The organism is Rhodococcus sp. AD45-ID (assembly GCF_003023755.1).
Taxonomy (GTDB): Bacteria; Actinomycetota; Actinomycetes; order Mycobacteriales; family Mycobacteriaceae; genus Rhodococcus_F; species Rhodococcus_F globerula.
Genome location: NZ_PYHL01000003.1, coordinates 430,451 through 444,322, shown reverse-complemented (window position 1 = coordinate 444,322; position 13,872 = coordinate 430,451). Strand labels below are relative to the sequence as shown.

The 13,872-nt window shown below is 61.7% G+C and carries 13 protein-coding genes; 5 read left to right on the top strand and 8 right to left on the bottom strand.

The genetic code is table 11. The features are described 5' to 3' along the window. Window positions 1-3: 3 nt before the first annotated feature. Together C7T36_RS26145 and C7T36_RS26140 are read right to left on the bottom strand one after the other, a co-directional pair. Window positions 4-609 (bottom strand): TetR/AcrR family transcriptional regulator, encoded by a 606-nt coding sequence (locus C7T36_RS26145; RefSeq protein WP_033233919.1) that lies wholly within the window; start codon window positions 607-609, stop codon window positions 4-6. Window positions 610-673: 64 nt separating this feature from the next. After that, a complete protein-coding gene (locus C7T36_RS26140; protein WP_033233918.1) occupies window positions 674-1,834 on the bottom strand; it encodes a pyridoxal phosphate-dependent aminotransferase in 1,161 nt (386 codons plus the stop codon). 93 nt (window positions 1,835-1,927) lie between these two features. Between C7T36_RS26140 and C7T36_RS26135 the strand changes: the two genes are divergently transcribed. Further along, a complete protein-coding gene (locus C7T36_RS26135) occupies window positions 1,928-2,470 on the top strand; it encodes a putative immunity protein (RefSeq protein WP_045068760.1) in 543 nt (180 codons plus the stop codon). 43 nt (window positions 2,471-2,513) lie between these two features. Here the strand turns inward: C7T36_RS26135 and C7T36_RS26130 are convergent, their stop codons facing one another. Then, complete coding sequence (locus C7T36_RS26130; protein WP_045068758.1) at window positions 2,514-3,050, bottom strand: hypothetical protein; 537 nt, start codon at window positions 3,048-3,050, stop codon at window positions 2,514-2,516. A 112-nt stretch (window positions 3,051-3,162) separates the two neighbouring features. On the opposite strand from C7T36_RS26130, the gene C7T36_RS26125 reads away from it, so the two are divergent. Then, window positions 3,163-4,548 carry a cell wall metabolism sensor histidine kinase WalK gene (locus tag C7T36_RS26125; RefSeq protein ID WP_045068756.1) on the top strand — a complete coding sequence of 462 codons (1,386 nt, stop codon included), beginning with the start codon at window positions 3,163-3,165 and terminating at the stop codon, window positions 4,546-4,548. Between the two features lie 3 nt (window positions 4,549-4,551). Here the strand turns inward: C7T36_RS26125 and C7T36_RS26120 are convergent, their stop codons facing one another. Next, window positions 4,552-5,229: a response regulator transcription factor gene (locus C7T36_RS26120; protein ID WP_033234324.1), complete on the bottom strand. Its 678-nt coding sequence runs from the start codon at window positions 5,227-5,229 to the stop codon at window positions 4,552-4,554. A 106-nt stretch (window positions 5,230-5,335) separates the two neighbouring features. Between C7T36_RS26120 and C7T36_RS26115 the strand changes: the two genes are divergently transcribed. Beyond that, window positions 5,336-6,169: a phosphatase PAP2 family protein gene (locus C7T36_RS26115; protein WP_084702964.1), complete on the top strand. Its 834-nt coding sequence runs from the start codon at window positions 5,336-5,338 to the stop codon at window positions 6,167-6,169. A 223-nt stretch (window positions 6,170-6,392) separates the two neighbouring features. On the opposite strand, the gene C7T36_RS26110 is transcribed toward C7T36_RS26115, so the two are convergent. The 4 genes from C7T36_RS26110 to C7T36_RS26095 all read right to left on the bottom strand — a co-directional run bounded on the left by C7T36_RS26110 (window position 6,393) and on the right by C7T36_RS26095 (window position 11,881). After that, window positions 6,393-8,003: an ABC transporter substrate-binding protein gene (locus C7T36_RS26110; RefSeq protein WP_045068753.1), complete on the bottom strand. Its 1,611-nt coding sequence runs from the start codon at window positions 8,001-8,003 to the stop codon at window positions 6,393-6,395. 77 nt (window positions 8,004-8,080) lie between these two features. After that, window positions 8,081-9,127, bottom strand: coding sequence for a zinc-binding dehydrogenase (locus tag C7T36_RS26105; protein ID WP_045068750.1), 1,047 nt, complete (start codon window positions 9,125-9,127; stop codon window positions 8,081-8,083). Window positions 9,128-9,162: 35 nt separating this feature from the next. After that, entirely contained in the window at window positions 9,163-10,623 is a 1,461-nt protein-coding gene (locus C7T36_RS26100; protein ID WP_052683580.1) for an aldehyde dehydrogenase, read from the bottom strand. 55 nt (window positions 10,624-10,678) lie between these two features. Next, window positions 10,679-11,881, bottom strand: coding sequence for a CaiB/BaiF CoA-transferase family protein (locus C7T36_RS26095; RefSeq protein WP_045068747.1), 1,203 nt, complete (start codon window positions 11,879-11,881; stop codon window positions 10,679-10,681). Window positions 11,882-11,999: 118 nt separating this feature from the next. Here C7T36_RS26095 and C7T36_RS26090 point away from each other — a divergent pair, with 118 nt between their 5' ends. Further along, window positions 12,000-12,611, top strand: coding sequence for a TetR/AcrR family transcriptional regulator (locus tag C7T36_RS26090; RefSeq protein WP_162487754.1), 612 nt, complete (start codon window positions 12,000-12,002; stop codon window positions 12,609-12,611). 416 nt (window positions 12,612-13,027) lie between these two features. Continuing rightward, window positions 13,028-13,783, top strand: a complete 756-nt coding sequence (locus C7T36_RS26085) for an alpha/beta fold hydrolase (protein WP_308811203.1) — start codon at window positions 13,028-13,030, stop codon at window positions 13,781-13,783. Window positions 13,784-13,872: the final 89 nt, after the last annotated feature.

The following is a 13,872-nucleotide window of genomic DNA, read 5'->3' as shown; positions in this document are numbered from 1 at the left end:
CCCCTACGCAGGTGGGGCCATCACGTCGATGGATTCGAGGAGCATTCCGCGCGCCAATCCACGTGGATCGGGGTCGTACTCCCCCAGGGCCGAGATCATGGCGCCGTCGACCATCGCAACAAGGCGTCGCAACTGCCCTTCCGAGCTGGTGCGACCCGACCGTGCCAACGCCTCGGTGAGCGCCTCGTCCAGTTGCGCGCGCAATCGCAACTGGACTTCACGCAGTGCCGGGTGGCGGGCGCACGCCACAAATCTCTCGTACCGCGCGATCAATCGTTCTCGGCTCTCCGGCCGCTTCTCGTCTTCGCCGAGCAGAACCTCCACCAGCAGGTCGACGGTGGACTCCGGGCCCCGGCGACGCTGAGTCACCGCCGCAACACGGGCCCGAACCGCATCCATGTCGGCATTACCGTTCAACTCGACGGCACACGCAATGAGATCGTCGAGCGAGTCGAAGTAATAGGTTGTCGAGGCCAGCGGAAGACCGGCCCTGGTAGCGACCGCGCGATGACGAACCGCGTCGAATCCACCTTCCAGCAAAAGTTCAGCAGCAGACGCCACCAACGCTTGGCGACGTTTTGCTCCCTTGGGTGTTGCGGCTCCCGACACGTTTCCATCGTGCCAGTTTCAGCAGTGTCGGCACCGGAAAACAGCCCGAACGTCCTGTTGATTGTTACGTGAGCCACGTTTCGAGGCGTCGCAGCGCCTCTTCGATATCCGCAGTGGCACCGGCAAACGAGAGGCGAACCATCCGATCTCCGTGCACCGTGTCGAAGTCGATTCCCGGCGCAAGCGCGACTCCGGTATCTGTCAGCAACCGCGAGCACCAGGCAGTTGCGCCCTCGTCGCCGCACAGATGTCCGATATCGGCGTACACGTAGAAAGCGCCGTCCGCAGGAGCAAGTTCGGTGATGCCGAGTTTCGGCAGGCCTGTCAGCAGAAGTTCACGGTTGAGCGCGTACCGCTCGACGTGGCCGTCCAGCTCGATCTTCGCTTCCGCCGAGAACGCTTCGATTGCGGCGTACTGCGAAATTGCGGGCGGGCACACGGTCATGTTCGACGCCAGTCTCTGTAGCGGGCGACGCAGGTAAGTGGGCACCAGCATCCAGCCGAGACGCCACCCGGTCATGGAGAAGTACTTGGACACCGAGCCGATGACCACGGATTCGCGGGACGTTTCCCAGGCACTCGACGTCTGCTGGTCTCCGTAGCCGATGCCGTGATAGATCTCGTCGGAAATCAGCAATGTTCCGTTCTTGTCGCACCACTTCGCCAGCGCGGCAAGCTCTTCGGGTGCGATGACGGTACCCGTCGGGTTGGCGGGGCTGGCAACGATCAGTCCGGCCGGCGGCGTCGGCAGCGCGTCGAGCATCTCGACGGTCGGCTGGTACCTGGTAGCTGGGCCACAATCGAGTTCCACGACGTTACATCCCAGCGCCGCAAGCGTATTGCGGTAGGCCGGGTAGCCTGGACGCGCCACGACGACGGTATCGCCCTCGTCGAACGCCGCCAGGAACAGCAAGGTGAATGCACCCGAAGATCCGGTGGTGACAACGACGTCATCGGCGTCGACGGTGATTCCCGAACTCTGCGCGTGGTACCGGGCGATGGCCTCACGAAGCGGAAGAATGCCGAACGTCTCGGTGTATCCCAACAGTTCTGTGCCGAGGATCTCGCGCGTTGCGGCCAGCACCGGGGTGGGCGCGGGCGTCGACGGCTGGCCGGCCGCCAGCGTCAGGACGTCACCATGAGTCCGCTGACGTTCGGTGGCGGCTTTCCACACGTCCATGACGTGGAAAGTCTGGATGTTCGATCGACGAGATTCTGAGCGCACACCTCGACGGTAGTCGGTACAGGCAATCGGGTGTCAGCGGGTTCTCGATCAGTAGCATTACGGTCCGGAAAGCCACCTGAGAGAATCGAAGCGATGACACAGGCACACAGCGACTTCCCATTGACGGCAGACGAGTTACGCACAGTCGCAAGCTTCGCCACCGAAAGCGCTCAGCAGCTACTGCCCTATTTCGAGGCCGAAGCACCCGACGACCCACGCCCGCGAGCTGCACTCGACGCCGCACGGGCTTTCGCCGACGGAGCGCCGAGAACGATCTTGCAGCGCGTCGCCGCCCTCGATGCACACCGGGCTGCACAGGAGATCACGAGCGAGGCCGGGCAGCTCGCGGCACGGGCCTGCGGTGACGCCGCAGCTGCTGCCTACCTGCACCCCATCGCGAGAGCGACGCAAGTCGGCCACATCTTGCGAGCGGCGGCGTGTGCCGCCCGAGTAGCCGAACTCGAGGCGGGCGGCGATGAAGCCGCCGCAGCACAGTCCATAAAGTCGACCTGCGATCGCGCGACCTCTGTGCTGGTCGACGTCCTCGGGCGATACCCGACTGCCCCGATAGGGAAGAACAGGCTTGCCCAACTCATGAGCACGCTCGACAGCTCCCTACGCCACCTCGAAACCTAGCGACGAATCACTCTCTCCTAAAACATTTTTCGATTCAATCAAGCTAATTTCCGAGTTGTGCGGAAAACCACGCAACCGTGCCATCCCACTGATCTGTCGGTACAGCAAGATGCTGCTCACCCACCCGCTCCAGCGAGACATGCAACGACTCCCCAGTTCGCCAAGCAAGGATCTCGTAAGTTCCACCCGGAACGTGTACCTGAGTGGTGCGCTCCGGATGCTCGACGACGGCGCTGTCCGCGAACTGGGCCGCCATCGTCAGATCCGTGAACGACGGGACAAAAAGCACTCCATCGGTAACATCGATCCGGGCAGATGCGCCGTCGTCGGGAACACGTTTCGGGTGACCGAGCCTGACATTCACCTCTGTGCCATCGGCCTCCGGGCCCACGAATACAACAAATGCCGACGCGAGCCGACGCGCGGCCGCAAAATGCTCCAACAGTTGCGGCAGGCTCCAGTCCTCGTCCACAAAACCCTCGTAGGTCGAAGCGTTCACCAACGCGAAGAAGCCGTCTTCGTCCACCTGAATCTCACCGACCACACGAAGGTCTTGCGAACCACTTGGCACGTTTCCCATTGCAATCCCCCGACTATCGGACACCAACGACACCACACGATAAGTGATCCTCAGTTGAAAGGATGCTGAGAAGGATCTTGCATACTTCCTTCCCTGGGCGAGACTGGACGGCATGAACTTCGCGTCGTCGATTCTCCATCCCTCACAGTGGAGTGTTCGTATCCGCTCGACTGTGGCGTCGACGCTGGTCATAGCGTTCTGCCTGGTAGCAGCGGGGTGCGCGCTCATACTTCTTCTCGCACACTCGCTTCAACTGTCGGCGCAGGACACCGCGGACACTCGCGCCACTCAACTCGTACAGGAACTCACAGCGGAAAGCGCAGCCGATCTCGATCCGTCCTTGCTCTCGACGGACAGCCAGGTCGGGATCGTTCAGATCGTCGGTCCGGATCATCGAGTTCTGGTGCAGTCCCCCGGTACCGGAAACCAACGACTTTCCCAAAAGACGCTCGAACCCGGAGACGCTGCGTCGCTCGGTCGCGTCGAAGTGGACGACAACGGCGACTACTGGCTTATCGGCCGCGGCGTCGCGACACCTACCGGGCCTGTCACCGTCTTTGTCGGGGCGGACCGAGAACCCGTCGAATCCGTAGTGACCGCTGTGGCAATACTTTTGGCGGTGGTGGGACCGTTTGTTCTCGGGTTGGCCGCTTTCGCGACGTACCGCCTCGTGGGTTCAGCACTGGCCCCCGTGGAACGTATTCGATCCAGGGTGGCGTCGATCTCGAGCGGAAGCCGCGGCGAACGAGTGCCAGTTCCGTCGGGAAACGACGAGATTGCCCGCCTCGCAAGGACAATGAACGACATGTTGGCCCGCCTCGACGAAGGCGCACAAGCACAGCAACGGTTTGTCAGCGACGCCTCCCACGAACTTCGAAGCCCGTTGTCCACCATCACAACTGCTCTCGAACTTGCACATCGACGCCCCGAACTACTCGACGATGCCTTGATCGAAGATGCATTGCTGCCCGAGGCCCGTCGAATGCGCCAACTCATCGACGACCTTCTGACACTTGCCCGTTCCGACGAGAGCAACGCCGAACACCCATGGGCCGTAGTCGATGTCGATTTGGATGACATCCTTCTCACCGAAAAGACCCGAATCGCCGGGATCTCGAGCCTCACAGTGACAGTGGAGATTGCGCCGGTTCGAGTCAGCGGTGACCCACGTTCGCTGACCCGGTTGGTGCGCAACCTCGTCGACAATGCCATCAGACATGCTGGGTCGCAGGTGTGGCTGCACTGCTTCCACAGCAAGGACGGCGCACACATCGTGATCGAGGACGACGGACCGGGCATACCCGAGGCCGAACGTCTGCGAATATTCGACCGGTTCGTCAGGCTCGATTCCCCGCGCTCGCGGCAGGGTGGCGGCACCGGCCTGGGATTGGCCATCGCGTCGGATATCACCGCCGCGCATGGTGGAACTATCACAATGAGTGAAAGGTTCGGTGGTGGAAGTAGATTCGAGATTGTGATCCCGAAGACCGAAGACTGACCTTCAGTCCGATTCGCTCACAAATCGGTACCCGACACCTCGCACCGTCTCGATACTGTGTTTCCCGAACGGTACGTCAACCTTCTTACGCAAGTATCCGATGTAGACCTCGACGATGTTTTCGTCGCCTTCGTAATTGATATCCCAGACGGATCTGACGATCTCGCGCTTCGTCACGACAACTCCGCTGTTACGCATCAGGAATTCGAGAACGCTGTACTCGCGTGGCGTGAGCGTCAATTCGGTTGCACCCCGGCTCACTTGGTGGCGAGCTGGATCGAGCGCAAGGTCGCCAACGGTCAGTACCGTCGGGCGTTGTGGAGCACCGCGCCGTACCAGAGCGCGCAGGCGCGCGAGAAGCACGACAAAGGAAAAAGGTTTGACCAGGTAGTCGTCGGCGCCGAGGTCGAATGCGTCGGCCAGGTCGTATTCCCCGTCTTTCGCCGACAACATGAGGATCGGAGTCCAGACCGCACGCGCGCGCAGGTCACGCACAATGTCGTATCCGTGTTTCCCAGGGAGCATGATGTCGAGAACTATCACGTCGAACTCGTTGCTACACGCAGTGACAAACCCGTCGTCACCATTGTGTTCGACAGTGGTCACAAAGCCTTCGGCCACTAGCCCCCGCCGAATCGTCTCAGCCAGGCGCACCTCGTCCTCGACCACCAGCACTCGCACCACAGGCTCCATTTCCGTCGATACCGAAACCAGTAGACCAGATCCCGCACTGTTACCGAATGTGCATTCAGCGTTTCTTCAGCATCGTCTCGGCAGACTTCGGGCTATGCCTGCAACCGTCTCGGCCGTGCGAACCGCGGTCACCGAAGTGCTGACCGAAAGCTCCAGCGCAGAAATTGCTGTGACTGCTGTCGTCTTGGCTTCCGCTCTGTTCGCTTTCGGTTCGATCTACCAGGCGTCGACGCTGCGATCGAGCGTCATTCGCGCAACCGGATTGATCGTCGCTCTGGTAACCCTCTCCGTTGCCGTGATGCACAACGGGTGGTTGTCCCGATTCGACGGCCCTGTGACGGAATGGATGATCGCGCATCGAAGCCACGGACTCAACCAGATTGCAGTGGCCGTGACCGATCTCGGAAGTCCAGTTGCGACAGCAATTCTCGGGATCGGAGCCGGCGCCGTTCTTTCGTGGCAGGCCCGCTCGGTGATTCCCGGGATCGTCGTAGTCGGCACCGTCGGTTCGGCCGCGGTGGCGAGCACCGTGATGAAGGCCGTAGTCGCTCGCGAGCGACCCCCGACAGCTTCTCAGGTTCTCCTCGAGACCGATCATTCCTTTCCCTCCGGACATGTAACGGGCACTGGGGCATTGATCGGCATCGTTGTTCTACTTGTTGCGATGCAGCACACACCTTCAGTCAAACGGCTGTTGATGCTCGTGGCTGTCGTTGTCACTCTTGTCGTGGCGCTCACTCGGTTGTACCTGGGCGTGCACTGGCTCACCGATGTTGTTGCCGGCGCAACTCTTGCGACTTTCGCTGTCACGATCGGCGGCGCGGCGTTCCGGTATCTCGACAACCGATCACGCCCGAAACACGACGCCCTCACACCGTCGACTTCGGCGGACCCGAGAATTGCTGCTGCGGAATATCGCACGTTGTGAACACGGCATGAAGAATCATGTCGACGATGCGCCACCAGCAGGTTCAGGCACCGCCCCAGAGGCTTGGACCCGATGCAACACCGGGTCCAAGCTCTTGCCGCTCAGGTTCCTATTCGGATAATCCCAATCAGGAACCAGTTCATTTCTTGCGGTGTGTCTTTCAGGCGTTCCCTGTCCGGGGGCAACCGACGGACTGCGGGTCAAGGGTGAAGTGGCGGCATGCTCACGACCCGGAATCGGCAGCGAGCCAGGCGTTCCCGAAGAGCATGATTCCGTCCGCGCTCGGCGTGATCTCGTGCACGTTCTTTCTCCACGTGACGAGGACCTTACCGGCACCGATAGTGGCCAAGGGCGCCGTGTCGTTGACGAGGGTTTGGACCTTCTCGAGAACGGCGAGTCGGTCGGCGTCGTTGGGCGCAGTCTGCAGTTGGGCGAGCAGCTGGTCCATCTCCGCGTTCTTGTAGCCGAGTACGTTCGACGGGGACTCGCTGTGGAAATTGCCGTACATTCTCACGAACGGCGACTCCTCGAGAACACTGAATCCCCCGTGAGCGACATCGAAGTCGTGGTCGGCATACAGTCTCTTGACCAGGTCGGTAATGCTTGGGCTGTAAGAGATTTCGACGGTGAACCCGACGGCCTGCAACATGGACTGGTAGGCGAGGGCATTTCGCTGGGTCTCGGCACTGTTCGATCCGACGTAAGTGAGCTTGCCGTCGAAGCCGTCGGCTTTGGCCTCGGCGAGGTATTTCTTCGCGGCTTCGGGATCGTAGCCGGCAGCTGCAACCGTGCCGTGCCACTGGGACCACGACTGGAACATGTCGCTACCGGGCATGCCGTAGCCGTCCTCGGCCCGCTCGTTGTAGACGGCGGGGTTGATCGCGGCAACGATCGCCTTGCGCACTCGCTCGTCGGATGCTGCGCGGCCCTCTCGCTGGTTGATCAGACCGATGGTTCCCAGACTGACGGTGTGGATGTAGCCGATGTCGCCGGCAGCCAGTGCGTTGTGGACGGCCTCTGATCGTCGAACGTACGCTGCGTCGATGCCGCCACTGTGGAGCGCTTCGAGTTTGGCTTGTTCGCCCTGGATAACCGGGAAGCGCAACTTCGCCAGGCGAGGTTGTCCGTTCCAGTAAGTCGAACTCGCCGCGAGAACCAATTCTTCCTGGGATGCAAACTTTTCCACGGTGAACGGCCCTGCACCGACAGGGGTGAACGTCCCGGTCGCCATGGACGAGGGCGCGACGATCATGCCCGGTCCGGTGGTGAACATGATCGGGAACTCGTTCCAGGGCTGCTTCAGGGTGAAGACCACCGTCGCCGGGTCCGGTGATGTCATGTCTGCGACGGAAGCCTTCCATACCTGTGTCTGCAGACCGTTCTTCTCCAGGTAGCGATTGATGCTCCATTGCACCGCGTCCGCATCGAGAGGGGTACCGTCGCTGAATTTCGCATCGGGTCGCAGCTTCAATGTCCAGACGGTGTTGTCGCCATTCACTGCCAGAGACTGCGCCAACTGGGGCTTGTATTCCTTGGCGTCCGTGTCGTAGCGAATCAACAGGTCGTAGATGGCGGCCATCTCACTACCTCCGGTTGCCCCGCTGTCCTGGCGGTTGACCGGGTCCAGGCTGCTGATTCCGGAGAGCGTGGCATAGGACAGCGTGCCACCGGAGGTAGGTTCGCCGCCGTCTGGTTGTTCGCCGACCAGGCCGGACGTCACACCGGACGCATCGGTCGCCGAATCAGTGGTAGCGGCACATCCGGAAAGCAGCACCACGGTAGCTGCCAACGCAGTGAACATGGTGCCTGCACGTGCAAGAGACGGTCGTCTCATCTTTTTCTAACCTTCTTTTCGAAAGTCGCGGAGCGACAGGGAATTTGGCGGTGATGACACCTGGTTCTGAACGCCCGTCACATCGTGACTATTGCGCGGCCGAGAACTCTGCCGGCTGCGAGGTCGCTGACAGCTCGGTCGATGTCCTCGAGGGTGTAGCGGTTGGTGACGAGCGTGTTGAGATCGAGCAGGCCTTCGGTGTGCCAGTCGAGGAACGTCCCGATGTCGTCTTGGCCGCAGCCGCCTGCGGTGGTTCCGACAAGTTGCTTCTGACCGCCGATGAGACCGGCGAGGTTGAGTTCGGTGAGGCCCTTGGGGAGTCCGACGAGGACTACCGTGCCACCTCGCCGACCGCCGACTCGACCGGCGCGCACACTGTCGAGAGCTTGCACGGTGGTCGAGGTGAGCCCGACGCAGTCCACGGCGATGTCGACCCCTCCCGTCAGTTCGACGATAGCTGCGGCGGGGTTGTCCGTCACCGAGGCATCGATGGTGTCGGTGGCTCCGAATTGTTTGGCGAAGGCGAGCTTTTCGGCATCGAGATCGACTGCAACGATGCGTGACGCGCCACGGATCGATGCAGCGGCGACGGCGGACAGGCCGACTCCACCGGCGCCGAACACCGCGACCGTGTTGCCGGGCTCGACGGGAGCAGCATTGCAGAGGGCGCCCGCACCGGTGACAACCGCACAGCCGACAACCGAGACGACGTCCTCACGTGATTCGGGAGGTAACGGCATTACATACAGTTCGTCGACCAGTGCGTGTTCGGCCCAGGTGTAGACGTTGGGTGAGTGAGCTGTGCGTCCGTCGGGAAGATCGATCGAAGCGCGGGTGGGAATGCGGTCGTCCGCGCGGGGCACCCACGTGATCATCGCGGCCTCGCCGACCGCGATGTGGGTGACGGCGGATCCGGTTGCGAGGACGGTGCCGTACCCCTCATGTCCGAACAACATCGGTTCGGCGTGATCGGCGTGCATCCAGAACAGCTGGCTTTGGCACACGCCGGTGGCATGGATCTGCACGAGAACGTCATGCGGGCCGGGGTCGGGCAGCGTCACCTCGCGTAGAGCGAGGGGGCCGTCGGTCGCGTCTTGGACGATGATGCGGGTGTTCATTGGCATGAGTGGTCTCCAAAGTTGGGGTGGGAGGGATGACGTCAGATTCCCGGCCACGGCCCGGGCAGGGGGGTATTGGCGATGCGAAGCGTGACGCGTTTTGTTCGGGTGCAGCCGGAGACCGCGTCATCGCCATAGGCGCCACCGAGACCGCTCTGTTTGAAACCGCCGAACGGCAACCCCGAGTCCAGCATGAGATTCGAATTACCGTGCACGACACCGGCTTCGATTCCCTCGCTCATCCGGATCATCCGACCCAGGTCGCGGGTCCACACATAGGACGAGAGCCCGAATTCTGTGGCGTTCGCGAGTTCGAGTGCCTGCGCCTCGGTCTCGAAGGTCAGCACGCTGAGCACCGGACCGAAGATCTCTTCGCTCGCGACTGTCATCGCAGGGTCGACTTGGTCGACCAGCGTCGGGGCGATGTAGAACCCACGTTGCTGTGTTGTCACCCGGCCGCCGCCGAGCACGATCCGCGCTCCTTCGCTGCGCGCGGTATCCAGGAATCCGAGGATCTTTTCGTGCTGACCGCTGCTGACGACGGGGCCGACCTGTGTTTGCGGATCGAGTGGATCACCGACACGCACCTTGCTCATACGCGCGGCCACTTCTGCCACGAAATCCTTCGCGATAGAAGCATGGACGAGGAGCCGACTGCCGGCGGCGCACACCTGGCCTGCGTTGTTCAAGATGCCGAGGACCGTTGCGCGAGCAGCCGAGTCGAGGTCTGCGTCGTCGAATACGATGATCGGCGATTTTCCGCCCATCTCGAGGGTGAGCTTTTTGAATGTATCGGCGGCCGCGCGGGCGATGTGCTGTCCGGTCGGGACGGACCCTGTGAACGAAATCCCGGCCACGTCCGGGTGCGAGCACAGGGCGCCGCCGGTGGCGCCGCCTCCGACGACCACCTGGAGAACGCCGGTCGGTATGCCCGCCTGTACGGCAAGTTCGGCCAACCGGATCGCTGAGCGCGGGGAGAGCTCTGACGGCTTGACAATGACGGAGTTACCGCAGGCAAGAGGTGGACAGGCCCGCGCCATGAACGAATGAGCCGGCGCGTTCCACGGCAGCACCACCACATAGGTACCGAGGGCCTCGAGCCGCGTGTAGGAGAACTGGCCGGGCACATCGCCGAACTGCTGACCGACAAGCTTGTCTGCCTTGCCTGCCCAGTACCGGGCGTGGCGGGCGCCACGGCGGGCCTGAGCACGTGCATCGGAGAGCACTTTGCCGGTGTCCTCGGTATCGAGCCGTCCGAGCTCGGCGCAGTCGTCCTCGACCAGTTGGGCCCAGCGCCACAACAGCTCGCTGCGCTGTTCACCGGCCATCGCAGCCCACACCCGCTGCGCCTCGGTTGCGCGGTCGACGGCGGCAGCGCATTCGTCCGCGCCGTCAATTGTGAGCTCGGCTGCAACCTCCTCGGTGGCCGGATTGATCACCCTCAGGGTGTCAGGGACGGTGGAGATGGGGGACATCGAACCAACTTTCTGTGCGTCGTTCATTTCGGTGATCGAATAAGCTTGTAAGGCAGTGGGTTACGAGAATTCGACGCAGACGTCAGATGACTCCGTCGGCGCGCAAGCCAGCGAGCTCACTGTCGTCCAGGTGTAGAAGCTGGGCCAGAATCTCGTCGGTGTGTTCCCCGAGGCCTGGCCCCAGAGTGCGAATCGTGCCCGGGGTGGCGCTCATTTTGGGAAAGGGAGCGGCCATCGGCAGCTCGCCGTATTCGATGTCGTCGACGGTCACGATGGTGCCGCGTTCGCGATAGTGCGGGTCGGACGCGATATCGGCGATGCTCATGAGCGGCGCCGCAGGCACATCAGCGTCGCTGAGTAACTTGACTGCGCCGTCGGCAGTCTGGCCAGCGACCCATTCGGCGATGATCGGATACAAGTGCTGTTGGTTCGCGACTCGGTCCGCTCTCGTGGCAAACCGTCGATCGGTCGCGAGGTGGGGTTGGCCGATCACCGTGGCGAACTTGCGAAAGAGGGCGTCGGTGCCGGCGTGCAGTGATATGCGGCGACCGTCGGCCGTGTCGAAGTCACTGGCCGGCACGATGCCGAGATTGCGGTTGCCGGCGCGTTCACGTACATGTCCTTCAGCGCCGTAGGTCAGCAGTGCGTTCTCGCACGCGCGGAACCCTGCTTCGTACAGGCCTAGGTCGATGATCTGTCCGGGGCCACCGTGCTGGTCGCGGTGATACAGGGCGGTTACGGCGGCGAACGCGGCGAGATATGCGGACATGTAATCGATCACCGAGTAGCCGGACCGCACCGGTTCTCGCTCGGGTTCTCCGGTGACGTAGGTCAGTCCGGAGAATGCGCTCGCGATGCGATCGAATGCGCCCCGGTCGCGATATGGCCCGGTCAGGCCGTAGCCGGTGATGCACACAATGATGGCGCGGGGGTTGATCTCGGCCATCGTCTCGGGACTCAATCCCCACTTTTCCAGTGTGGGGGGACGGTAGTTCGTCACGATCACGTCGAAATGCGGGAGCATCCCACGGATCAGCTGACGCCCCCGCTCGGTGCGCAGGTCGACGGTCACCGATTTCTTGTTTCGTCCTTCTTGCACCCACTGCAGTGATCGCAGGGAATTACTCTCGCCGCCTCCACGAATGAAGTCACCTGTGCCGGGTTCCTCGATCTTGACGACCTCGGCGCCGAAGTCGCCGAGGTACGTGGCGGTCACTGGCGCAGCCAGGACCGTTGCCATATCCAGGACGCGGATTCCCTTGAGGGGTAGCGCAGTTTCGGTCATGTTCCACCTATTAACGGTTCGTTATTAACGTTTGGTAGGTGTGGACTGTATCTTGTGAAGTGAGTCACGGCAAGCGGTGCTCGTGAACGCTTCGAGGAAGGCTGGGAGCATGGAGAACATGTCCGAAAGAGATGCTTCGACCCCCATCCGGCGCCCACGAGGCACCAGAGAAGAAACCGAGAACGAGCTGATCGACGCAGTGCTGCGACTGCTCAAGCGCGATGGCGTTCTGGCAGGAATCACGCTGCGCGAGGTCGCTAAAGAGGCCGGGGTCAACCACGGGCAGATCTATCACTACTTCGGCACCCGCCGAGGACTGCTGCGCGCCGCGATTATGCGACTACTCGAAGGCAATCGCCCGGACCCGAAAACGCACTGGGACCAACCATTTGCAGACCGTCGCCGGGCCATGTGGCAGATCGCCCTGTCCAAGCGCGATTTCGTCAAGCTCGAGGCGCTCCTCGCCCTCGACGAGGATCCTGACTTTCAGATCTTCCCGGGTCTCGACGCCACTCGTATTGCGCTCGAACGGGACAAGAAGACGGGCGAACTCCCTGCCGACGCGGACGGCGATGTGATGCACGCGCTCAGTGCTGCAACGTATCTCGGATACGGCATATTTCGTGAGAGTATCGCCCGCGACCTCGGGATCGACGCCGTCGAGCTCGACAGCCGCGCTTCCGCGGTGTTCGACCTGATGCTCGACGGGCTACGCGGCGGCCATCAATAACGTATCGCCGGAGAACTGTCGCGTCTCGCGCCGGACGACATCGACACGACAGACCCTCCCCCGCCACCGTTACCGATGACGCGAGGGTCGCAAACGCCACGTACCCCATAGAAACCAAGGTCATTCCATAACCCAGACGTATTGATCATTCCTCCGCATTGTCAACCAAAGGCAGTTAGCGTGAATTCAATTGTCCGCTATTGCCGGAGGTGAGCATGTCGGCGTTTCGATCCATGCTGGTTGTGGTGGCTGGCCTGGCACTACTGATCGGCTCATCCCGTGCCACTGCGACAGCTGAGCCTCAGTATCCCGTTCCCTATGACCTCTTCGTTCAGGACTCGGTCCGCGATCCATACGGATCCGCGGCGGGCTCGAATGATTGGAACTGTGTACCTTCGGCCGCACATCCAGAGCCTGTGGTTCTTCTACACGGATTGGGTGCCAACCGGTTCAATATGTTCACCACAATCTCACCGTTGCTAGCCAACGAGGGATACTGCGTTTTTGCGCCGACGTTCGGGGAAAACGCGAGCCTACCGGCGCCGTTCGATTCGGTGGGCGGCCTGGGACGACTCGAGGACAGCGCCGCAGAGGTTGGGGAATTCGTCGAGCGTGTTCGCACTGCCACAGGCGCGCAGAAGGTCAGCATTGTTGGCGTTTCCGAGGGCACCCTCGTTGGCAACTATTACGTCAAATACTTTGGCGGAGCGCACGTTGTGGATAAATTTGTATCACTGGGTCCAGCCTGGAGGGGAACTCTGGGTACTGGTCCGAACGGCGACGGCCAGTGGATCCTTGATCTGGCCCCCGACGACGCACGGACTTTGATTCCGTTCTGCGCTGGTTGCCCACAAGGGCTTCCGGCGTCAGATTTCCTGGCGAAACTGTGGGCGAGTGACGCAGGGAGTTATGCAGGCCTCTACGCGCCAAGCGTGACGTACACCAACATCATGACCCGGTACGACCAACTGGTGATCCCGTACACCAGTGGATATGCCGAGGCTCCTAATGCTACGAATATCTTTGTGCAGGATGAATGTTCGCTGGACTTCTCGGACCATCTTGCCATTGCGGCATCACGGGTTGCGACAGGGCACGTGCTCAACGCCTTGGACTCGGAGAGCACCCGCGCCGTGCCCTGCGTATTGGTGACTCCGTTTCACGGGGGTTGATTCGCTCGCGGATTCACCGACAACATTGTCCGATCAAGCTTTTGAACTTATCGATTCCCGCCGAAGAGCTGAATAGCAGTGCAAATACA